This is a genomic window from Bradyrhizobium sp. USDA 336, from assembly GCF_044908355.1.
Taxonomy (GTDB): Bacteria; Pseudomonadota; Alphaproteobacteria; order Rhizobiales; family Xanthobacteraceae; genus Bradyrhizobium; species Bradyrhizobium yuanmingense.
Map to the genome: position 1 here is coordinate 1317464 of NZ_JBIYDC010000002.1, position 20511 is coordinate 1337974.

Sequence of the window (20511 nt, forward strand, 5' to 3'; positions counted from 1 at the left end):
GATTGAAGAGATGTCCGTTCGCCGATTAGCACCGAAGGAAGTCCAGCCCGCGAGCTTTGCGTTCACGGAGGAGAACCTCGCATTCGCCCGGCAGCAGATCGCGAAATATCCCGAAGGCCGTCAGGCCTCCGCCGTCATCGCCATCCTCTGGCGTGCGCAGGAGCAGAACGAGGGTTGGGTGTCGGAAGCCGCGATCCGCGTCATCGCCGACATGCTCGACATGCCCTATATCCGCGTGCTGGAAGTCGCGACCTTCTACACCATGTTCCAGCTCGCCCCCGTCGGCAAGAAGGCCCACGTCCAGGTCTGCGGCACCACGCCGTGCCGGCTACGCGGCGCCGAGGATCTGATCCACGTCTGCGAGCACCGCATCCATCACGAGCCCTTCCATCTCTCCAAGGACGGCAATTTCAGCTGGGAGGAGGTGGAGTGCCTGGGCGCCTGCGTGAACGCGCCGATGGTGCTGATCGGCAAGGACACCTATGAGGACCTGACCAAGGAAAGCTTTGGCAAGGTGCTCGATGGCTTCGCTTCGGGCAATCCGCCCAAGCCCGGTCCGCAGAACGGCCGCCAATTCTCGGCGCCGATATCAGGACCGACCACGCTCAAGGAGATCACCTGATGCGTGATCTCGCCATAACCGGAGGGACCGCGGCCGTGAAGAAATGGGGCTTTGTCGCCATGCACGCCGCGATCGCGGCTGCTTTCATGTTCCTGCTGCAGCGTTTCTTCATGAACGCCTCGCAGGAGACCAGTCTGCTCTGGGCGCTGTTCTTCGCCGTCTGCGCCGCCGGACTTGCCTACAAGCAGTCCATTCGTTGATCGGAAAGCACTGATATGCTCGAGGACAAGGACCGCATCTTCAAGAACCTCTACGGCCTCCATGATTGGGGGCTGGAGGGTGCGCGGCGTCGTGGCGCTTGGGATGGCACCAAGAACATCATCGACAAGGGCCGCGACTGGATCATCAACGAGATGAAGGCCTCGGGCCTGCGCGGCCGCGGCGGCGCCGGCTTCCCGACCGGTCTCAAGTGGTCCTTCATGCCGAAGGAATCGACCGACGGCCGTCCGAGCTATCTCGTCGTCAACGCCGACGAATCCGAGCCCGGCACCTGCAAGGACCGCGAGATCATGCGGCATGATCCGCATCTGTTGGTCGAGGGCTGCCTGATCGCGAGCTTCGCGATGAATGCGCATGCCTGCTACATCTATGTCCGCGGCGAGTTCATCCGCGAGCGCGAGCGCCTTCAAGCCGCGATCGACCAGGCCTACGAGGCCAAGCTGATCGGCAAGGACAATCTCAACGGCTGGCCGTTCGACCTCTACGTCGCCCACGGCGCCGGCGCCTATATCTGCGGCGAGGAGACCGCGCTGCTCGAAAGCCTCGAGGGCAAGAAGGGCCAGCCGCGGCTGAAGCCGCCGTTCCCGGCGAATGTCGGTCTGTTCGGCTGCCCGACCACCGTCAACAACGTCGAGTCCATCGCCGTTGCGCCCGATATCCTGCGCCGCGGCGCGGCGTGGTTCGCCGGCATCGGCCGCCCGAACAATGTCGGCACCAAGCTGTTCTGCATCTCCGGCCATGTCGAGCGGCCCTGCAACGTCGAAGAGGCCATGGGCATCCCGTTCCGTGAGCTGATCGAGAAGCATTGCGGCGGCATTCGCGGCGGCTGGGACAACCTCAAGGCCGTGATCCCCGGCGGCTCGTCGGTGCGCATGGTGCCGGCCGAGCAGATCATCGACACGCCAATGGATTTCGATAGCCTGAGCAAGTTGCGCTCGGGCCTCGGCACCGCCGCCGTGATCGTGATGGACAAGTCGACCGACCTGATCCGTGCGATCGCCCGCATCTCCTATTTCTACAAGCACGAGAGCTGCGGCCAGTGCACGCCGTGCCGCGAAGGCACGGGCTGGATGTGGCGCGTCCTGACCCGCATGGCTGAAGGCCGCGCCCACAAGCGCGAGATCGACATGCTGCTCGAGGTCACCAAGCAGGTCGAAGGCCACACCATCTGCGCGCTCGGCGACGCCGCGGCCTGGCCGATCCAGGGCCTGATCACGCACTTCCGCCACGAGATCGAAGCGCGCATCGACCAATATTCGCACAAGGCCGATGTCGATGACATCGGCGTCCGCGATCCCGTGAACATGGTCGCGGCGGAGTAAGAGACATGACCAAGCTCATCATCGACGGCAAAGAGATCGATGTCCCCGCCGAGTACACGCTGCTTCAGGCGTGCGAGGCGGCCGGCGCCGAGATTCCGCGCTTCTGCTATCACGAGCGGCTGTCGATCGCCGGCAATTGCCGGATGTGCCTCGTCGAGGTGAAGGGCGGCCCGAAGCCGGTCGCGAGCTGCGCCTGGGGTGTGCGCGACTGCCGTCCGGGCCCCAAGGGCGAGCCGCCGGAGATCTCGACGCGTTCGCCGATGGTGAAGAAGGCACGCGAAGGCGTGATGGAATTCCTTCTGATCAACCATCCCTTGGACTGCCCGATCTGCGACCAGGGCGGCGAGTGCGACCTGCAGGACCAGGCGATGGGCTATGGCGTCGACACCAGCCGCTTCGCCGAGAACAAGCGTGCCGTCGAGGACAAATATCTCGGCGCGCTGGTCAAGACCTCGATGAACCGCTGCATCCAGTGCACGCGCTGCGTCCGCTTCTCGGCGGAAGTGGCCGGCGCGCCCGAGATGGGCGCCACGGGCCGCGGCGAGGACATGGAGATCACGACCTATCTCGAGCACGCCCTGACGTCGGAATTGCAGGGCAACCTCGTCGACATCTGCCCGGTCGGCGCGCTGACCTCGAAGCCCTACGCCTTCGCGGCGCGGCCGTGGGAGCTCGGCAAGACCCAGTCGATCGATGTCATGGACGGTGTCGGCTCTGCGATCCGCGTCGACACCCGCGGCCGCGAGGTGATGCGGATCCTGCCGCGCATCAACGAGGCCGTGAACGAGGAGTGGATCTCCGACAAGACCCGGCACGTGGTCGATGGCCTCCGCACCCAGCGTCTCGACCGGCCCTATATCCGCGAAGCCGGCAAGCTGCGCGCAGCGAGCTGGACCGAGGCCTTCGCTGCGATCGCCGCCAAGGCGGCGCGCACCGACGGCAAGCGCATCGGCGCGATCGCAGGCGATCTCGCCGGCGTCGAGGAGATGTTCGCGCTGAAGGACCTGCTCGGCAAATACGGTTCGAGCAATCTGGCGGTGCAGGGCGGCGATGCCTTCGATCCCGCGCTCGGCCGCGGCTCCTACATCTTCAATCCGACGCTCGCCGGCGTCGAGCAGGCCGATGCGCTGCTCATCATCGGCGCGAACCCGCGGAAAGAGGCGGCCGTGTTCAACGCCCGCATCCGCAAGCGCTGGCGCGCCGGCGGCTTCAAGGTCGGCGTGATCGGTGCCAAGGCCGACCTGACCTATGATTTCGACCATCTCGGTGCCGGTACCGAGACGCTGGCCGAACTCGCGGCCGGCAAGCATTCCTTCATGGACGTGCTGAAGAACGCTGAGAAACCGATCATCCTGGTCGGTGCGGGCGCGGCCGCCCGTCACGACGGCGCCGCCATTCTCGCCGCCAGCGCCAAGCTCGCGCTCGATGTCGGCGCAGTCAAGGACGGCTGGAACGGTTTTGGCGTGCTGCACGAGACCGCCTCGCGCGTCGGCGCGCTCGACATCGGCTTTGCCGCAACCAGCGGCGGCCTCAATGCTGCGCAGATGACGACCTTCGGCACGCTCGACTTGCTGTTCCTGCTCGGCGCCGACGAGATCAAGGCGCCGGACGGCACTTTCGTCGTCTATATCGGCACCCATGGTGATCGCGGCGCACACCGCGCCGACGTCATCCTGCCGGCGGCCGCCTACACCGAGAAATCCGCGATCTACGTCAACACCGAAGGCCGCGTGCAGATGACGGGCCGCGCCGCGTTCCCGCCGGGCGAGGCCCGCGAGGACTGGGCGATCATCCGCGCGCTGTCGGAAGCGCTCGGCAAGAAGCTCGGCTACGACTCGCTTGCGCAGCTGCGCCAGGCGATGTTCAAGGCCGTGCCGCATCTCATCCGTCTCGACCAGATCGAGGCCGGCTCGGCCGACCAGATCAAGAAGCTGGCGGGGAAGGGCGGCTCGCCCGAGAAGGCGCCGTTCAAGCCTCTGGTCGAGGACTTCTATTTGACCAACCCAATCGCGCGTGCGTCCGCCGTGATGGCGGAATGCTCGCGCCTCGCCTCCGGGCAGATGCTGACCGCAGCGGAGTGAGCGTGATCTGATGGAATTCTTCGAAAGCGCATTCTGGACCGGGTTCCTCTGGCCGCTGATCATCATGGTCGCGCAGAGCGTTCTCGTGCTCGTCGTCCTGCTGGTCGCGATCGCCTACATCCTGCTCGCCGACCGCAAGATCTGGGCGGCGGTGCAGATCCGGCGCGGCCCGAACGTGGTCGGCCCGTGGGGCCTGCTGCAGTCCTTCGCCGACCTGCTGAAGTTCGTGCTGAAGGAGCCGATCATCCCGGCCGGCGCCAACAAGGGCGTGTTTCTCCTTGCTCCCTTAGTCTCATGCGTGCTCGCGCTCGCCGCCTGGGCCGTGATCCCGACCAATCTCGGCTGGGTGATCGCCGACATCAATGTCGGCGTCCTCTTCATCTTCGCGATCTCGTCGCTGTCGATCTACGGCATCATCATGGCCGGCTGGTCGTCGAACTCGAAATACCCCTTCCTCGCCGCGCTGCGCTCGGCCGCGCAGATGGTGTCCTACGAAGTCTCGATCGGCTTCGTCATCATCACCGTGCTGCTCTGCGCCGGCACGCTGAACCTGACGGCGGTGGTCGAGGCCCAGCACGCGCGCGGCCTCGCCAGCCTGATCGGGTTGCCGCAGCTGACGATCCTGAATTGGTACGTCTGGCCGTTGTTCCCGATGTTCGTGGTGTTCTACGTCTCGGCGCTGGCGGAAACCAACCGTCCGCCATTCGACCTCGTCGAAGCCGAATCCGAGCTCGTCGCCGGCTTCATGGTCGAGTACGGCTCGACGCCGTACCTCTTGTTCATGCTCGGCGAGTATGTCGCAATCGTCACGATGTGCGCGCTGGCGACCATCCTGTTCCTCGGAGGCTGGCTGCCGCCGGTGGACCTGCCGCCCTTCAACTGGGTGCCGGGGATCATCTGGTTCTCGCTGAAATTGTTCTTCATGTTCTTCCTGTTCGCGATGGCGAAGGCGATCGTGCCGCGCTACCGCTACGATCAATTGATGCGCCTCGGCTGGAAGGTGTTCCTGCCGCTGTCGCTGGCGATGGTGATCGTGGTGGCCGGCGTGCTGCATTTCGCCGGCATCGCGCCGAAGTGAGGGCCGTCATGGGTATCAACGTCAACGCCACTGCACGCTCGCTTCTGCTGTCGGAATTCGTCTCGGCGTTCTTCCTCGCCATGCGTTATTTCTTCCAGCCGAAGCCGACGCTGAACTATCCGTTCGAGAAGGGCCCGATCTCGCCCCGCTTCCGCGGCGAGCACGCGCTGCGGCGCTATCCGAACGGCGAAGAGCGCTGCATCGCCTGCAAGCTGTGCGAGGCGGTCTGCCCGGCGCAGGCCATCACCATCGAGGCCGGCCCGCGCCGCAACGACGGCACCCGCCGCACCGTGCGCTACGACATCGACATGGTGAAGTGCATCTATTGCGGCCTCTGCCAGGAGGCCTGTCCGGTCGATGCCATCGTCGAGGGCCCGAACTTCGAGTTCGCGACCGAGACCCGCGAGGAACTCTATTATGACAAGGCCAAGCTGCTCGCCAACGGCGACCGCTGGGAACGCGAGATCGCCAAGGCGATCGAGCTCGACGCGCCGTACCGGTGAGGTGAGGGCATGATCCTTCCCGCGCTGTTCTTTTATCTCTTCGCCGGCGTCTGCGTCGCCTCGGCCGTGATGGTGATTGTCTCGCGCAATCCCGTGCACTCCGTGCTGTACCTGATCCTGGCCTTCGTCAACGCCTCTGGCCTGTTCGTGCTGATGGGCGCCGAGTTCCTCGGCATGATGCTGATCGTCGTCTATGTCGGCGCGGTCGCGGTGCTGTTCCTGTTCGTGATCATGATGCTCGACGTCGACTTCCTCGAGCTGCGCGAGGGCTTCATCGAGTACCTGCCAGTCGGCCTCGTGATCGGCGGCATCTTCATGTTCGAGTTGCTGCTCACCGTCGGCTTCTGGGTCATCAATCCCGGCGTCTCCAAGACGATCACGGCGGCGATCCCGGCCAACGTCAGCAACACCGAGGCGCTCGGTCTCGTGCTCTATACGAAGTACATCCACTACTTCCAGCTCTCGGGCATGGTGCTCCTGGTCGCCATGATCGGCGCCATCGTGCTGACGCTGCGCCACAAGGAGAAGGTCAAGCGGCAGGACATCAACGTTCAGAACGCGCGCACGCCCGACATCGCGATGGCGGTGCGCAAGGTGGCGCCGGGGCAGGGGCTCTCGGACGCGGATGCGGCGGAGTGGGTGAAATGACGATCGGGCTCGGACATTATCTGGCGGTCGGCGCGATCCTGTTCACGCTCGGCATCCTCGGCATCTTCCTGAACCGCAAGAACATCATCGTCATCCTGATGTCGATCGAGCTGATCCTGCTCTCGGTCAACATCAACCTCGTGGCGTTCTCGAGCTTCCTCGGCGACATCGTCGGCCAGGTCTTCGCGCTGCTGGTGCTGACGGTCGCGGCTGCCGAAGCTGCGATCGGTCTCGCCATCCTGGTGGTCTATTTCCGCAACCGCGGCTCGATCGCGGTTGAGGACGTCAATCTGATGAAGGGCTGAGCGCATGATCCGGAAAAGTGGACGCCGGTTTTCCGATCAGATCATGCGGAAAGAGTAAGTCATGGTTCAGGCAATTGTCTTTCTGCCTCTGCTGGGCGCCATTCTGGCTGGCCTGATCGCGCTGTTCGGCGCGCATGCCCGCAACCCCTCGGGCGACGAGCTCGAGCATCACGGCGACCACGGCCATGGCGCTCATGCCCATGCGTCCGACAAGATCAACGAGGATGCCTCCGTCATCCACGAGAGCCATCACGACGACGCTCACGACGATCACGGCCATGGCCCGACCGAGCCGCCGGCGGCGGGCTCGCGCGCAGCCGAGCTGATCACCACCGGGCTGCTGTTCGTCTCGGCGGCCTTGTCCTGGATGACGCTGGTCGACGTCGGCTTCATGCATCACGACTACAGGATCCAGCTGCTGCCCTGGATCTTCTCCGGCGATCTCCAGGTCTGGTGGACGCTGCGCGTCGATACGCTCACGGCCGTGATGCTGGTAGTGGTGACGACCGTCTCCTCGCTCGTGCACCTCTATTCCATCGGCTACATGGACGAGGACCCGAACCGGCCGCGCTTCTTCGGCTATCTCTCGCTGTTCACCTTCGCCATGCTGATGCTGGTGACGGCCGACAATTTGGTGCAGCTGTTCTTCGGCTGGGAAGGCGTGGGTCTCGCCAGCTATCTCTTGATCGGCTTCTGGTACCAGAAGCCCTCGGCGAACGCCGCCGCCATCAAGGCCTTCGTGGTCAACCGCGTCGGCGACTTCGGCTTCGCGCTCGGCATCTTCGCGGTCTTCATGCTGGTCGGCTCGACCGACTTCGAGACCATCTTCCACGCCGCGCCCGGCCTCACCGGCAAGACCATCAACTTCCTCGGCTGGCACGCCGACGCGCTGACCCTGACCTGCCTGTTGCTGTTCATGGGCGCGATGGGCAAGTCCGCCCAGTTCCTGCTGCACACCTGGTTGCCAGACGCGATGGAAGGCCCGACCCCGGTGTCGGCGCTGATCCACGCCGCGACCATGGTCACGGCCGGCGTCTTCATGGTGGCGCGCCTGTCGCCGCTGTTCGAGCTCGCCCCGACCGCCCAGGCCGTCGTGATGTTCTTCGGCGCGACCACGGCGTTCTTCGCGGCGACCATCGGCCTCGTCCAGAACGACATCAAGCGCATCGTCGCCTACTCGACCTGTTCGCAGCTCGGCTACATGTTCGTGGCGATGGGGGCGGGGGCCTATTCGGTCGGCATGTTCCACCTGTTCACCCACGCCTTCTTCAAGGCGCTGCTGTTCCTAGGCTCCGGCTCGGTGATCTACGCGATGCACCACGAGCAGGACATCCGCAACATGGGCGGCCTCTGGAAGAAGATTCCCTACACCTATGCGGTGATGGTGGTCGGCACGCTGGCGCTGACCGGCTTCCCGCTCACCGCCGGCTACTTCTCCAAGGACGCGATCATCGAGTCCGCCTACGCCTCGCACAATCCGTTCGCGGTGTACGGCTTCCTGATGACAATCATCGCCGCCGGCCTGACCTCGTTCTACTCCTGGCGCCTGATCTTCAAGACCTTCCACGGCGAGCCGCATGACGAGCATCATTACGAGGCCGCGCATGAGGCTCCGCTCTGGATCCTGATCCCGATCGGCGTGCTCGCAGTCGGCTCGTTCGTCGCCGGCCTGCCGTTCAAGGAGCTGTTCGCCGGTCACGGGGTCGAGGAGTTCTTCCGCGAGTCCGTGAAGATGAACCCGCACATCATCGAAGAGATGCACCACATCCCGCAGACCATCGCCTTCCTGCCGACGGTGATGATGGTGCTGGGCTTCCTCGTCTCCTACCTGTTCTACATCCGCCGGCCCTATCTGCCGGTCGAGCTCGCGAACACCCAGCCGATGCTGTACCAGTTCCTGCTCAACAAATGGTACTTCGACGAGCTCTACGACATCATCTTCGTCCGTCCGGCGAAGTGGATCGGCTACCAGCTCTGGAAGAAGGGCGACGGCTTCATCATCGACGGCTTCGGCCCCGACGGCGTCTCGGCCCGCGTGCTGGACGTCACCCGCAACGTCGTCAAGATCCAGACCGGCTATCTCTATCACTATGCTTTCGCCATGCTGATCGGCGCCGCCGGCCTGATCACCTGGTTCATGTTCGGCTTTGGAGGCCAGTAAATGACAACCTGGCCCATTCTTTCGGTCACGACGTTCCTGCCCCTGGTCGGCGCGCTGATCGTCTATCTGAGCCGCGGTGACGACGAAGCGGCGCGGCGCAATTCGCGCTGGATCGCGCTCTGGACCACGCTGATCACCTTCGCGGTGTCGGTGATCCTGGTCATGCGCTTCGACCCCAGCAACCCCGACTTCCAGTTCGTCGAGAAGGCGAACTGGCTCGCCACCGGCATCACCTACCACATGGGCGTCGACGGCATCTCACTGCCGCTCGTGATCCTGACCACCGCCGTGATGCCGTTCTGCATCGTCGCGAGCTGGAAGGCGATCACCAACCGCGTCCGCGAATACATGATGGCGTTCCTGATTCTGGAAACGCTGATGATTGGCACCTTCTCGGCGCTCGATCTCGTGCTGTTCTATCTGTTCTTCGAGGGCGGCCTGATCCCGATGTTCCTGATCATCGGCGTCTGGGGCGGTCCGCGCCGGGTCTATGCCTCGTTCAAGTTCTTCCTCTACACGCTGCTCGGCTCGGTCCTGATGCTGCTCGCCATCATGGCGCTGTACTGGAACGGCGGCACCACCGACATCCCGACCCTGATGCACACCGCGGTGCCGCGGTCGTTGCAGACCTGGGCGTGGCTCGCCTTCTTCGCGTCCTTTGCGGTGAAGATGCCGATGTGGCCGGTGCACACCTGGCTTCCCGACGCGCACGTCGAGGCACCGACCGCGGGCTCCGTGGTCCTCGCCGCGATCCTTCTGAAGATGGGTGGCTACGGCTTCCTGCGCTTCTCGCTGCCGATGTTCCCGCTGGCCTCGCACGACTTCGCGCCGCTGGTGTTCACGCTCTCGGCCATCGCCATCATCTACACCTCGCTGGTCGCCCTGATGCAGGAGGACATGAAGAAGCTGATCGCGTACTCCTCGGTCGCGCACATGGGCTTCGTCACCATGGGCATCTTCGCCGGCACCATGCAGGGCGTCGCCGGCGGCGTGTTCCAGATGATCTCGCACGGCATCGTCTCCGGCGCGCTGTTCCTCTGCGTCGGCGTCGTCTACGACCGCCTGCACACCCGCGAGATCGCGGCCTATGGCGGCCTCGTCAACCGGATGCCGCTCTATGCGATGACCTTCATGGTGTTCACCATGGCCAATGTCGGTCTGCCCGGCACGAGCGGCTTCGTCGGCGAGTTCATGACGCTGCTCGGCACCTTCAAGGTGTCGATCCCGACCGCGTTCTTCGCCAGCTTCGGCGTGATCCTCTCGGCGGCCTACGCACTATGGCTCTATCGCAAGGTCGTGTTCGGGGCGCTGGTTAAGCCGCAGCTGGCGAGCATGAAGGATCTCACCTTGCGGGAGTGCGTCATTCTATTCCCGATGATCGCGCTGACGATCCTGTTCGGCGTCTATCCGAAGCCGGTGCTCGACATGTCGGCCGCCTCGGTCCAGCAACTCGTCAACAATTACAACACCGCCGTGACGGCCGTGAAGGCCGCCGCACTGCTCCAGTGATCGGGCAGATCAGGATATCGCCATGAGCTTTTCGACTGCAGGTTATCAACTGGCGCCGGTGCTGCCCGAGCTCGTGCTCGCGGTCGGCGCGATGGCGCTTCTGATGCTTGGCGCCTATCGCGGGCAGGAGACGACCAGGACCGTGACGTCGCTGGCGGTGGTGCTTCTGATCGTGGTCGGTGCGCTCGTCTACATGCAACCCGCCGGCAAGCAGGTGACGTTCGGCGGCAGCTTCATCGTCGACGACTTCGCCCGCTTCATGAAGATCCTGGCCCTGATCGGCTCGGCCGTGACGCTCGTCCTGTCGACCGAGTTCCTGTCAGACCCGTCGCGCCGGATTTTCGAATACGCCATCCTCGTGCTGCTCTCGACGCTCGGCATGATGGTGCTGATCTCGGCCGGCGACCTGATCTCGCTCTATCTCGGCCTCGAATTGATGTCGCTGGCGCTCTATGTCGTCGCGGCCTCGAACCGCGACAACGCCAAGTCGACCGAAGCCGGCCTGAAGTACTTCGTGCTCGGCGCGCTGTCCTCGGGCATGCTGCTGTACGGGGCGTCGCTGGTCTATGGCTTCACCGGCACGGTGAGCTTCACCGGCATTGCCGCGGCCGCGACGGTCTCGAATGTCGGCCTCGTCTTCGGCCTGGTCTTCCTGCTCGTCGGCCTCTGCTTCAAGGTCTCGGCCGTGCCGTTCCACATGTGGACGCCTGACGTCTACGAGGGTGCGCCGACCCCGGTCACCGCCTTCTTCGCGTCCGCGCCGAAGGTCGCCGCGCTCGCCGTCTTCACCCGCGTGACGCTCACCGCATTCCCCGGCATCGTCTCGCAATGGCAGCAGATCCTGGTCTTCGTGTCGATCGCCTCGATGGCGCTCGGCTCCTTCGCCGCGATCGGCCAGAGCAACATCAAGCGACTGATGGCCTATTCGTCGATCGGCCACATGGGCTTTGCGCTGGTCGGCCTTGCCTCCGGCACGGTGGAAGGCGCACAGGGCGTGTTGATGTACATCGTGATCTATGTCGCGATGACGCTCGGCTCGTTCTCGATCATTCTCGCCATGAAGCGCAACGGTCAGGCCGTGGAGCAGATCAGCGATTTCGCCGGCCTATCGCGCACCAATCCGCTGCTCGCCTTCATGTTCGCGATGCTGCTGTTCTCGCTCGCCGGCATCCCGCCGCTCGCCGGCTTCTTCGCCAAATGGTACGTCTTCGTCGCCGCCATCAAGGCGAACCTGTTCACGCTCGCCGTCATTGGCGTGCTGACCAGCGTCGTCGGCGCCTACTATTATCTCGCCATTGTCAAGACGATGTATTTCGACGAGCCGGCCGGCCGGGTCGATCCGGTCCGCATCGAAGTGCGGACGGTGCTGGCGGTCGCTGGCCTGTTCAACCTGCTGTTTGCGCTGTTCGCGGGGCCCGTGGTGAGCGTCGCCTCCGCCGCGGCAAAGTCGTTGTTCTAGGATGGCCTTCGCGCTCGGTCCTCGCGCATCGGCTGCGGGCTACAGGCTCGCGGCGTTCGAACGGACCGGCTCGACCAATACCGAGGCGATCGAACACGCCAGGGCCGGCGAGCGCGGCCCGATGTGGTTCGTCACGTCCGAGCAGACCGCCGGCCGCGGCCGGCGCCAGCGCGCCTGGATCGCGCCGCGCGGCAATCTCGCCGCCAGCATCCTCGAAGTCATGGACGTTGCCCCCGCCGTCGCCGCCACGCTCGGCTTTGCCGCGGGGCTGGCCGAGGAGGCGGCACTGGAGAAGGTGAGCCTCGAGGCCGCGCTCCGTCTCGGCGAAGGCCGGCCCCGCTACGCGCTGAAATGGCCGAATGACGTGCTCGCCGGCGGCAAGAAGCTGGTCGGCATTGGCCTCGAGGCCGAGGCCGTCGGTGGCGGCCTTGCCGTCGTGGTCGGTATCGGGACCAATGTGGTCGCCGCGCCCGAGGGCACCCCGACGCCCGCGGTGTCGCTGGCCGCCCTCGGCGTCCAGATCAGCGCCGAGGAACTATTCATGGCGCTGTCGGATGCCTGGGTCGAGTTCCGCGGCATCTGGGACAATGGCCGCGGCTTTGCCGAGATCCGCAGGCTCTGGCTGGAGCGCGCCGCCGGCCTCGGCGAAAAGGTTGCCATCCACACGGGAACCATGACGCTGGAAGGTGTTTTTGACACGATCGACGACACCGGCTGCCTGATCGTCCGCACCGCGGAGGGCCGCCTCGTGCCGGTGGCGGCCGGCGAGGTGTTCTTCGGCCCCGTCGCCTCGGTGGGAGCAGCGTGATGGCAAGGCCGGACGAACTGGTGTTTGCGCCGCTCGGCGGCGTCGGCGAGATCGGCATGAACCTGTCGATCTACGGCCTCGGCAACCGTCACCAGCGCGCCTGGCTTGCAGTCGATCTCGGCGTCTCCTTCGGCGATGAGGAGCATCTGCCCGGCATCAATCTGATCATGCCCGACATCTCCTTCCTGGAGAAGGAGCGCAAGAACCTGATGGGCCTCGTGCTGACCCACGCCCATGAGGATCATTTCGGCGCCATCATCGACCTCTGGCCGAAGCTGAAATGCCCGATCTACGCCACCAGGTTCAGCGCCGCGCTGTTCGAGGCCAAATGCGCCGCCGAGCGCAACGCGCCCGAGATTCCGGTCACCGTGGTGCCCTCAGGCGGCCGTGTCGATATCGGTCCGTTCAACGTCGAGTTCATTCCGGTCGCGCATTCGATTCCGGAAGCGCATGCGCTGGCGATCCACACCGACGCCGGCATCGTGCTGCACACCGGCGACTGGAAGATCGACCCGACCCCGACGCTTGGAGCCGCGACCGACGAGAAGCGGCTGCGGGAATTGGGCGAGCAGGGCGTGCTCGCCTTGATCGGCGATTCCACCAATGCCGTGCGCGACGGCCGTTCGCCCTCCGAGGCCGAGGTCGCCCGAACCATCATCGATCTCGTCAAATCCGCCAAGGGCCGCGTCGCGGTGACGACGTTCGCCTCCAACGTCGCCCGCGTCAAAGCGGTGGCTGACGCCGCGAGGGCCGCGGACCGCGAGGTCGTCGTGGTCGGCCGCGCCATGGAGCGCGTGGTGCAGGTCGCGCGCGAGACCGGTTATCTCGAGGGCGTGCAGAATTTCCGCTCGCCCGAGGTCTATGGCCACCTGCCGCAGGACAAGGTGCTGGCGCTGTGCACCGGAAGCCAGGGCGAGCCGCGCGCCGCGCTGGCTCGCATCGCCAATGACGACCATCCTGAAATCACGCTGAACCGCGGCGACAGCGTCATCTTCTCCTCGCGCACCATTCCCGGCAACGAGAAGGCGGTCGGCTCGATCATCAACAATCTGGTGCTGCAGGGCGTCGAGGTCATCACCGACCGCGATGCGCTGGTCCACGTCTCCGGCCATCCCCGTCGCGACGAGCTGCGCGATATGATCTCCTGGGTGAAGCCGCAGATCCTGATCCCGGTCCACGGCGAGGCCCTGCACTTGCATGAGCACGCCAAGCTCGCCCGCGCCGCCGGCGTGCCGCGCGTGCTGGTCTGCCGCAACGGTGACCTCGTCAAGCTCGGCCCGGGCGATCCCGGCATCGTCGGCGAGGTGCCATCGGGGCGGCTCTACAAGGACGGCACGATCCTGGAAGACTCCAAGTCCCGTGCCGTCGTGGAGCGGCGCCGCATGGGCTTCTCCGGCTGCGCCTTCGTCGCCATCGCCATGACCGCGCAGGGTGAGCTCGCCGGTGATCCCGAGCTCGATTTGGTCGGCATCCCCGAGAAGAACAGGGCCGGCGAGACCTTCGACGACATCGTCTTCGATGCCGTGATGTCGACCATCGAAGGCCTGCCGAGGGCGCGCCGGCGCGATCCGGACGCCTTGGCCGAGTCGGTGCGACGCGCTGTCCGGGCCGTGATCAACGAACATTGGGGCAAAAAGCCCCCCTGTCTGGTACATGTACTGACGGTATAGGGAGAGGAACATGTTGGGCCGGCTCAACCATGTCGCGATCGCGACCAGGGACGCGGTCAAGGCCGCGAAGATCTACGGTGCGGCCTTCGGCGCCCAGATTTCCGAGGCCGTGCCGCTGCCCGAGCACGGCGTCACCACTGTGTTCGCGACCCTGCCCAACACCAAGATCGAGTTTATCGAGCCGCTCGGCGAGGCCTCGCCGATCGCAAAGTTCATCGAGCGCAATCCCGACGGTGGCATCCATCACGTCTGCTACGAGGTCGTCGACATCATCGCCTCGCGCGACACGTTGGTGAAGGAGGGCGCGAGGGTGCTCGGCGACGGCGTGCCGAAGATCGGCGCCCACGGCAAGCCGGTGCTGTTCCTGCACCCGAAGGATTTCTCCGGCGCTCTCGTCGAGATCGAGCAGGCATAGGGCCGCGTCATGGCCATCCAGATTTCAACCTGGCTCGCGATCTATTTCGTACTCTGGTGGGTCATGCTGTTCGTGACGCTGCCGTTCGGCGTGCGCAGCCAGCACGAGGACGGTGTTGGCGCGCCCGGCACCGACCCCGGTGCTCCCATCCTCACCCGCATGGGGCACAAGCTGATCTGGACCACGATCATCTCGGCAATCGTGTTCGGCATTGGCCTTGCGGCCTATCATGCCGGCTATCTCTCGATCGAGCGCCTGTCGAAGATGATGGGAATGCCGTTTTAAGTTTTGATTGGCGTTGTTATGGGGTCAAAAATGACATTTCAGCGTATCGTCATTGCGCTTCTGGTGCTGATCGTCGCAGGGCTCGGTGCCATCGGCTATTTCGAATGGCGGATGGCGGTGCAGGTGCGCACCCTGAAGGCGTTCGTTGAGGGCTATGTCTTCAACGAGGCCGTGCTGGCCTGCGAGCAGGCCAAAAGCTCGACGCCGTTCAAATGGAACGGCGGCAAGAGCACCTCGGTGATCGGCCTGAACTCGGTCAAGACGGACAAATACACGGTCAGCGCCAGCTACACGCTGGTCGCGGACAGCGTCTATTGCGACTACGATCCGATCAAGAGAAAGGCCGACATCGGCTCCAGCTTCCTGGAGCGGGAGACTTTCTAGCTAGATCGCGCGGCGCTGCCGGCCGGCGAAGAGACCGTAAACAAACAGCACGATGATCGCGCCGACCACGGCACCGATCAGGCCCGCACCCTCGCCAGGGCGATACCAGCCCAGCGCTTGCCCAAGATACGAAGCGACGAAGGCGCCGACGATGCCGAGGATGGTCGTCAGGATGAACCCTGACGGTTCGTTGTCGCCCGGCATGATGAACTTGGCGATCACGCCGGCGAGAAAGCCAATGATGATGGTCCAGAGAATGCTCATGAGTACACCTTTTCGAGTTGAGCCGCTGCTCCTATGCGTCGGGCAGGCGTCCATCCGGCGTGTATTTGTCGATTGCGGAAGGAAGCTCGCGGGTTAGCCGTGAGACGATCTCCTCCTGGGAAAGCCCGGTCTGCTGCGCGAGCTTCTCAAGGACGTCGCTGCCGATGGCTTGCTTGAGCTCCGGCGGGGAGATCTCCTTGTTGGGGCCTGGCTTCACCCATGAATCGGCGATCTCGCCCTGCCCATTCTGGTTGAACCTCTCCAGGAGCTCGCCAATCCCGCCATTGAGCAGGCCCCCGATTCCGCCAGCGCCTAGCATGCCGCCGAGATTGCCGAGCATGCCTCCGAGCGGCTGCTGGCCGCCCGTGGACGAGCCGGCGCCGGCGCCTTTCAGCAGCTCCGCCAGCTTGTCGCGATTTTGATACCCGGCGATGGCCAGCATCGCCAGCAGGGCAGTCATGGAAGGCATTCCGCGGCTCATCGCTAGCTCCTTTTAGAAGGTCAGAAACCCAAAACCGTCTCAGCCTGCTTGGGTTCCTCAATCGACCAATAGGAGCTCGCGACCAAGCGTCCCAGCTTGGCCGCCACCAAAGCAGCGGGTGGCAGACAGCGTACATTGTGGCTACGATCCGATGAAAAGAATGGCCGGATCGGCTCGAGCTTGCCAGCATCGGGAGTAGCGATCCGGCCCAGACATGGGATGGGATCGCAATGACCGGGGACCGGGCAGGGGACTATCGGATTTTGCACGAGGCGGACTCGCGGGACTATCTCGCAGGCCTGCCCGATATCGCCGCGCTCCTTGGCGGCGAACCGGCGTCCTGGGCGATCACCGAGGTCGGCGATGGCAACCTCAACCTCGTCTTCATCGTCAAGGGCGCACGCGGCGGCATTGCCGTGAAGCAGGCCCTGCCTTATGTCCGCCTGGTCGGCGAGAGCTGGCCGCTGCCGCTGTCGCGCGCCCATTACGAGTATCTGGCGCTGTCGCGCCAGGCCCAGCTCGCGCCTGGCCTGGTGCCGGCCGTGCTGCATCACAACGAAGCCCTGGCGCTGACCGTGATGGAGCTGCTCGAGCCCCACATCATCATGCGAAAGGGCCTGGTCGCGGCAACGCGCTATCCGCGTTTCGTGGACGACATCACCACCTTCATGGCGCGGACGCTGTTCTTCACCTCCGACCTCGCGCTGTCAGCGGCCGAGAAGAAGGAGGCCATCGCGGCCTTTGCCGGCAACCATGCGCTTTGCAAGATCACCGAGGACCTGATCTTCACCGATCCCTACCGCATCGCCGAGCAGAACCGCTGGACCGCGCCCTATCTGGACGGCCTTGCCGCGCGCTTGCGCGAGGACCTGGAGCTGCACGTCGCAATCTCCCGGCTGAAGCTGAAATTCATGGCGGGTCCGGAAGCGCTGATCCATGGCGACCTCCACACCGGCTCGATCATGGTCACGGATAGCCAGACCCGCGTGATCGACCCGGAATTCGCGTTCTACGGTCCGATGGGCTTCGACGTCGGCGCGGTGCTGGCCAATCTCCTGATGGCCTATTTCGCTTCCGCCGGCCACGAGCGCGCGCCGGGCGAACGGGCGGCATTCGAGGCCTGGGTGCTGGAGACGGTCGAGCAGGTCTGGACCGAGTTTACCCGAAAGTTCCTCGATCTCTGGCGGGCGGGAGGCACCGGCGATGCCTATCCAGTCTCGCTTTTCGCCGGCGAACAGGGTGCCGCGCGGTTGGAAGCCGAGCGACAAAGCTACATGCAACGCCTGTTCGCCGACGCTGTCGGCTTCGCAGCCGCAAAAATCATCCGCCGCATCTTCGGCCTCGCCCACAACATCGATTTCGAGCTGATCGAGGACCCGCGCACGCGGGCGGTCAGTGAAGCCCGTGCCGTGCGGCTGGCGAGGGCGATGATGGTGGAGACGGCGTCGTTCCGGACCATCGCGGATGTGACGAATGCCGCGCGAAAACTGCGGGACTGGATGCCGGAATTGTCGGGCTGAACCAGCCACATGATGAGGCGCCCGCCCCACGCTCCGTCATTACGAGATGAGAGATCGTCCCCGGAATTTTAGTAAAGCCGCATCGGCAGCAGGACGCCGTCCGCGCCGGCCAGCAAACCCCAGGTCTCGTTGGCCGCGACCTCGAACTCCCGGCTCGCTGCCGCTCCGCCATCCACCTTGAGGGTGACCTTGTACCTGCCGGGCGGCAGATCGAGCTTCTGGCTGTCCGGCAATTTGCCTGCGGCACCGTCGGAGTTCGCCAGTTCTTCGCCGGCGTGCGCCGCCAGATGGACGGCCTGGTCGGCGACGGTGATCACCGCCGCTTCATCCGTCTTGTTGCCGAGCATCAGCCTCACTTGCCCCGGCTTCGGCAGCAGGCCGATGGTCGCCGGAGCGAATTTGCGCCTCGACAGCTCGGCAATTGTCTTGCCGTCCTGACGTGAGAGCCGGAGCAGGAGCGGTCCCTCTCTCGTCAGGAACGTGATCACGGCCCGGTCCGGCTCTTCGAGCGCACCGTCTTTCTCCGTCCCGCCACGCTTGCCGAGTGCGTCGCGATAGAAGCCGAGCACAGAGGCGAAATCGCGCGGCGTCTCGGCGTAGATCGACCGGATCTGCGGCGATTCTTTCGCCGTCGCGAGGGCCCACCCTTCGGGCAGCGGCAGGCCGGTATGCTCGGAGAGCTTGGCTTCGAAACGTGCCCCCGCACCGCGCGCCATCATCCCGACGGGGATGCTGAGCAGTCGTTCGACGAAATTGTCCAGAGCGTCATGGCTCCGGACCGCCCACCAGGTCTGGTCGACATTGTCGTTCGCGCCGGAGGTGCGACTCCAGCCGAACTGGATAGCGTTTGTCGCGCTCTCTCCACCCAGGCCGGCCGCGACCGGGCGCGCCAGCACGGCCGTTGCGGCGACCAGACCCGTGGCGAGCAGGGCACCTAGCGTTCGGCGATGCATTTTTGCGCCATCCCTTGGGGCTCAGATAATGATCCTGAGCTTGGTCGCCTCGATCACGAAAAATGTTCATCGATCCTACCCGCCCGATGACGCACCGCGTCATTGCGCCTCCGCCGAAAGCATGCCTCAGGAACCGGCATCATTTGCCGTCAAAACGAAGCTTGCTTTCGGCAGGCGACGAATGATCAAATCACTCATCGGAATACGCCTGCGTCGGGGGGACACATGATGTTCAAGACCATCGCGATCGTTGCCGGTTTGGGACTGGCGCTCGCCGCCACAGCCGAGGCGCAGACACCGCGCAAGGGCGGAACCATCCGCATGACGGCGCCCTACGGCTCGAGCTTCACCAGCCTCGACATTCACACCACGCAGCGGGCCCAGGACGAGATCTACGCCAAGGCCCTGCACCGTTCGCTCTACATCTGGAATTCGGCGGAAGGAAAGCCGGTGCTGGAGCTCGCCAAGGAGGACGTGGTCTCGGGCGGAGGCCTCGTTCACACCTTCAAGCTGCGCGACGACGCCTATTTCCACAACGGCCGCAAGATGACGGCCGACGACGTCATCTGGTCCTACAACCGCATCATGGACGGCAGCAAAGCCTATCCCGGCGCGCGTTACGTCCGTGTGATCGAGGGCGCCGCAGCAGTGGAGAAGGGCCAGGCCAAGGAAATCTCCGGCCTGAAGAAGATCGACGACTTCACCATCGAGATGAAGCTGACGGAGAAGGTCGATCCCGGCTTCTATTTTTTCACCGCGCTGACCTCGATCTATCCCGCGGACGAGGCCGCCAAGGAAAGCTTCATCCAGAAGCCGATCGGTCTCGGTCCCTTCAAGTTCGTCGAGCATGTGCCGGGATCGCGCATCGTCATGGAGCGCTGGGACCGGTTCTACAAGCCAGGCAAGCCCTATGCCGACAAGATCGTCGTGTCGGTCATGGGCGAGGCCGCGGCGCGCGACGTCGCCTTTCGCAACAAGGAGATCGACACCTCGGTGCTGGGACCTGCGCAGTACGTCGCCTACCAATCCGACGCCGACCTCAAGGGCACCATCGTCGAGGTCGCCGAAGTGTTCACGCGCTACATGGGCATGAATCCCGCGGTCAAGCCGTTCTCCGACAAGCGCGTGAGGCAGGCGATCAATTACGCCATCGATACCGATTTGATCATCAACAAACTGGTTAAGGGCAAGGCCTACCGCGCCACCAGCTGGCTGCCGCTGACCTCGCCGGCCTACGACAAGGCGATGAAGCCTTATCCCTTCGATCCCGCAAAGGCCAAGCAATTGCTCATCGAAGCCGGCTATCCTAACGGCTTCGAGTTCGAATGGACCACCAGCCAGAATGAAAGCTGGGGCCTGCCGATCGTCTCGGCCGTCATCCCGATGCTGGACAAGGTCGGCATCAAGGCCAAGGTCAAGCAGGTCGAGACCGCGGTGCTGGCGGAGGTGGTTCGCACCGGCGACTATCAGGCCTTCATCTATTCTCAGGCGAGCGGCCCCGATCCTCAGGCCGCGCTCAAATGCTTCCATTCGGCGACGCCGCAGGCGGCCTGCAACTACACGACCTACAAAAATCCCGACTTCGACAAGATCCTCGATGAAGCCGGACAGGCCGACGATCCCACAAAGCGCATCCAGCTGATGCAGAAGGCTAATGCGCTGCTCTACGAGGAGGCGCCGGTCTGGTTCTTCAACTACAACAAGGCTGTCATGGCGGTGCAGCCCTGGCTCAAGGGAATTCAGCTCAACGCGACGGAGCTGACCCACCAGAACGTCGAGGACCTCTGGGTCGACGAGACCTCGCCCGCGAAGTGACACGCGCGC

21 protein-coding genes are annotated in these 20511 nt (G+C 64.5%); 18 read left to right on the top strand and 3 right to left on the bottom strand.

All coding sequences use genetic code 11. From position 1 onward, the window contains the following. The first annotated feature begins 10 nt into the window (after window positions 1-10). The 16 genes from nuoE (at window position 11) to ABIA45_RS07215 (ending at window position 15469) form a co-directional block, all read left to right on the top strand. A complete protein-coding gene (nuoE, locus tag ABIA45_RS07140; RefSeq protein WP_271538019.1) occupies window positions 11-622 on the top strand; it encodes an NADH-quinone oxidoreductase subunit NuoE in 612 nt (203 codons plus the stop codon). Then, a complete protein-coding gene (locus ABIA45_RS07145) occupies window positions 622-822 on the top strand; it encodes a hypothetical protein (protein WP_157283554.1) in 201 nt (66 codons plus the stop codon). The genes nuoE and ABIA45_RS07145 overlap by 1 nt, the downstream gene beginning before the upstream one ends. Before the next feature lie 15 nt (window positions 823-837). Beyond that, window positions 838-2163: an NADH-quinone oxidoreductase subunit NuoF gene (nuoF, locus tag ABIA45_RS07150; protein ID WP_036025343.1), complete on the top strand. Its 1326-nt coding sequence runs from the start codon at window positions 838-840 to the stop codon at window positions 2161-2163. Window positions 2164-2168: 5 nt separating this feature from the next. Beyond that, on the top strand, window positions 2169-4244 hold the full coding sequence (gene nuoG, locus ABIA45_RS07155) for an NADH-quinone oxidoreductase subunit NuoG (RefSeq protein WP_271538018.1): 2076 nt from the start codon (window positions 2169-2171) through the stop codon (window positions 4242-4244). A gap of 10 nt (window positions 4245-4254) precedes the next feature. After that, window positions 4255-5322: an NADH-quinone oxidoreductase subunit NuoH gene (nuoH, locus tag ABIA45_RS07160; RefSeq protein WP_085969087.1), complete on the top strand. Its 1068-nt coding sequence runs from the start codon at window positions 4255-4257 to the stop codon at window positions 5320-5322. 8 nt (window positions 5323-5330) lie between these two features. Beyond that, on the top strand, window positions 5331-5825 hold the full coding sequence (gene nuoI, locus ABIA45_RS07165; RefSeq protein WP_157283556.1) for an NADH-quinone oxidoreductase subunit NuoI: 495 nt from the start codon (window positions 5331-5333) through the stop codon (window positions 5823-5825). A gap of 9 nt (window positions 5826-5834) precedes the next feature. Next, the gene (locus tag ABIA45_RS07170; RefSeq protein WP_036010173.1) at window positions 5835-6473 is read left to right on the top strand and encodes an NADH-quinone oxidoreductase subunit J; all 639 of its coding nucleotides are present in this window, start codon (window positions 5835-5837) and stop codon (window positions 6471-6473) included. Further along, a complete protein-coding gene (gene nuoK, locus ABIA45_RS07175; protein WP_036010170.1) occupies window positions 6470-6778 on the top strand; it encodes an NADH-quinone oxidoreductase subunit NuoK in 309 nt (102 codons plus the stop codon). The genes ABIA45_RS07170 and nuoK overlap by 4 nt, the downstream gene beginning before the upstream one ends. A gap of 61 nt (window positions 6779-6839) precedes the next feature. Next, a complete protein-coding gene (gene nuoL / locus ABIA45_RS07180) occupies window positions 6840-8939 on the top strand; it encodes an NADH-quinone oxidoreductase subunit L (protein ID WP_157283557.1) in 2100 nt (699 codons plus the stop codon). After that, on the top strand, window positions 8940-10448 hold the full coding sequence (locus ABIA45_RS07185) for an NADH-quinone oxidoreductase subunit M (protein ID WP_036025336.1): 1509 nt from the start codon (window positions 8940-8942) through the stop codon (window positions 10446-10448). A gap of 22 nt (window positions 10449-10470) precedes the next feature. Then, window positions 10471-11907 carry an NADH-quinone oxidoreductase subunit NuoN gene (nuoN, locus tag ABIA45_RS07190; protein ID WP_225113103.1) on the top strand — a complete coding sequence of 479 codons (1437 nt, stop codon included), beginning with the start codon at window positions 10471-10473 and terminating at the stop codon, window positions 11905-11907. Between the two features lies 1 nt (window position 11908). Continuing rightward, on the top strand, window positions 11909-12715 hold the full coding sequence (locus ABIA45_RS07195; RefSeq protein ID WP_036039011.1) for a biotin--[acetyl-CoA-carboxylase] ligase: 807 nt from the start codon (window positions 11909-11911) through the stop codon (window positions 12713-12715). Continuing rightward, window positions 12715-14385, top strand: coding sequence for a ribonuclease J (locus ABIA45_RS07200; RefSeq protein ID WP_404651522.1), 1671 nt, complete (start codon window positions 12715-12717; stop codon window positions 14383-14385). Before ABIA45_RS07195 ends, ABIA45_RS07200 begins: the two co-directional genes overlap by 1 nt. A gap of 10 nt (window positions 14386-14395) precedes the next feature. Further along, complete coding sequence (gene mce / locus ABIA45_RS07205) at window positions 14396-14800, top strand: methylmalonyl-CoA epimerase (RefSeq protein WP_157283560.1); 405 nt, start codon at window positions 14396-14398, stop codon at window positions 14798-14800. 9 nt (window positions 14801-14809) lie between these two features. Next, window positions 14810-15085, top strand: coding sequence for a DUF1467 family protein (locus ABIA45_RS07210; protein ID WP_025036606.1), 276 nt, complete (start codon window positions 14810-14812; stop codon window positions 15083-15085). 30 nt (window positions 15086-15115) lie between these two features. Further along, complete coding sequence (locus tag ABIA45_RS07215; RefSeq protein WP_036025327.1) at window positions 15116-15469, top strand: hypothetical protein; 354 nt, start codon at window positions 15116-15118, stop codon at window positions 15467-15469. On the opposite strand, the gene ABIA45_RS07220 is transcribed toward ABIA45_RS07215, so the two are convergent. Then, window positions 15470-15733 (bottom strand): GlsB/YeaQ/YmgE family stress response membrane protein, encoded by a 264-nt coding sequence (locus ABIA45_RS07220; RefSeq protein ID WP_024341246.1) that lies wholly within the window; start codon window positions 15731-15733, stop codon window positions 15470-15472. It lies immediately after the preceding gene. A 31-nt stretch (window positions 15734-15764) separates the two neighbouring features. Beyond that, window positions 15765-16214, bottom strand: a complete 450-nt coding sequence (locus ABIA45_RS07225) for a YidB family protein (RefSeq protein WP_036025325.1) — start codon at window positions 16212-16214, stop codon at window positions 15765-15767. A 230-nt stretch (window positions 16215-16444) separates the two neighbouring features. Here ABIA45_RS07225 and mtnK point away from each other — a divergent pair, with 230 nt between their 5' ends. Then, a complete protein-coding gene (gene mtnK / locus ABIA45_RS07230) occupies window positions 16445-17734 on the top strand; it encodes an S-methyl-5-thioribose kinase (RefSeq protein ID WP_404651525.1) in 1290 nt (429 codons plus the stop codon). Between the two features lie 68 nt (window positions 17735-17802). On the opposite strand, the gene ABIA45_RS07235 is transcribed toward mtnK, so the two are convergent. Further along, window positions 17803-18687 carry a hypothetical protein gene (locus ABIA45_RS07235; RefSeq protein ID WP_404651526.1) on the bottom strand — a complete coding sequence of 295 codons (885 nt, stop codon included), beginning with the start codon at window positions 18685-18687 and terminating at the stop codon, window positions 17803-17805. Window positions 18688-18912: 225 nt separating this feature from the next. Here ABIA45_RS07235 and ABIA45_RS07240 point away from each other — a divergent pair, with 225 nt between their 5' ends. After that, window positions 18913-20502: an ABC transporter substrate-binding protein gene (locus ABIA45_RS07240; protein WP_404651527.1), complete on the top strand. Its 1590-nt coding sequence runs from the start codon at window positions 18913-18915 to the stop codon at window positions 20500-20502. Window positions 20503-20511 lie beyond the last annotated feature (9 nt).

What these genes read in the sequence shown, in the direction of transcription:
- nuoE (WP_271538019.1), top strand. Translation starts at nt 11, where the DNA reads ATGTCCGTTCGCCGATTAGCACCGAAGGAAGTCCAGCCCGCGAGCTTT.
- ABIA45_RS07145 (WP_157283554.1), top strand. Translation starts at nt 622, where the DNA reads ATGCGTGATCTCGCCATAACCGGAGGGACCGCGGCCGTGAAGAAATGG.
- nuoF (WP_036025343.1), top strand. Translation starts at nt 838, where the DNA reads ATGCTCGAGGACAAGGACCGCATCTTCAAGAACCTCTACGGCCTCCAT.
- nuoG (WP_271538018.1), top strand. Translation starts at nt 2,169, where the DNA reads ATGACCAAGCTCATCATCGACGGCAAAGAGATCGATGTCCCCGCCGAG.
- nuoH (WP_085969087.1), top strand. Translation starts at nt 4,255, where the DNA reads ATGGAATTCTTCGAAAGCGCATTCTGGACCGGGTTCCTCTGGCCGCTG.
- nuoI (WP_157283556.1), top strand. Translation starts at nt 5,331, where the DNA reads ATGGGTATCAACGTCAACGCCACTGCACGCTCGCTTCTGCTGTCGGAA.
- ABIA45_RS07170 (WP_036010173.1), top strand. Translation starts at nt 5,835, where the DNA reads ATGATCCTTCCCGCGCTGTTCTTTTATCTCTTCGCCGGCGTCTGCGTC.
- nuoK (WP_036010170.1), top strand. Translation starts at nt 6,470, where the DNA reads ATGACGATCGGGCTCGGACATTATCTGGCGGTCGGCGCGATCCTGTTC.
- nuoL (WP_157283557.1), top strand. Translation starts at nt 6,840, where the DNA reads ATGGTTCAGGCAATTGTCTTTCTGCCTCTGCTGGGCGCCATTCTGGCT.
- ABIA45_RS07185 (WP_036025336.1), top strand. Translation starts at nt 8,940, where the DNA reads ATGACAACCTGGCCCATTCTTTCGGTCACGACGTTCCTGCCCCTGGTC.
- nuoN (WP_225113103.1), top strand. Translation starts at nt 10,471, where the DNA reads ATGAGCTTTTCGACTGCAGGTTATCAACTGGCGCCGGTGCTGCCCGAG.
- ABIA45_RS07195 (WP_036039011.1), top strand. Translation starts at nt 11,909, where the DNA reads ATGGCCTTCGCGCTCGGTCCTCGCGCATCGGCTGCGGGCTACAGGCTC.
- ABIA45_RS07200 (WP_404651522.1), top strand. Translation starts at nt 12,715, where the DNA reads ATGGCAAGGCCGGACGAACTGGTGTTTGCGCCGCTCGGCGGCGTCGGC.
- mce (WP_157283560.1), top strand. Translation starts at nt 14,396, where the DNA reads ATGTTGGGCCGGCTCAACCATGTCGCGATCGCGACCAGGGACGCGGTC.
- ABIA45_RS07210 (WP_025036606.1), top strand. Translation starts at nt 14,810, where the DNA reads ATGGCCATCCAGATTTCAACCTGGCTCGCGATCTATTTCGTACTCTGG.
- ABIA45_RS07215 (WP_036025327.1), top strand. Translation starts at nt 15,116, where the DNA reads ATGACATTTCAGCGTATCGTCATTGCGCTTCTGGTGCTGATCGTCGCA.
- ABIA45_RS07220 (WP_024341246.1), bottom strand. Translation starts at nt 15,733, where the DNA reads ATGAGCATTCTCTGGACCATCATCATTGGCTTTCTCGCCGGCGTGATC.
- ABIA45_RS07225 (WP_036025325.1), bottom strand. Translation starts at nt 16,214, where the DNA reads ATGAGCCGCGGAATGCCTTCCATGACTGCCCTGCTGGCGATGCTGGCC.
- mtnK (WP_404651525.1), top strand. Translation starts at nt 16,445, where the DNA reads ATGACCGGGGACCGGGCAGGGGACTATCGGATTTTGCACGAGGCGGAC.
- ABIA45_RS07235 (WP_404651526.1), bottom strand. Translation starts at nt 18,687, where the DNA reads ATGCATCGCCGAACGCTAGGTGCCCTGCTCGCCACGGGTCTGGTCGCC.
- ABIA45_RS07240 (WP_404651527.1), top strand. Translation starts at nt 18,913, where the DNA reads ATGATGTTCAAGACCATCGCGATCGTTGCCGGTTTGGGACTGGCGCTC.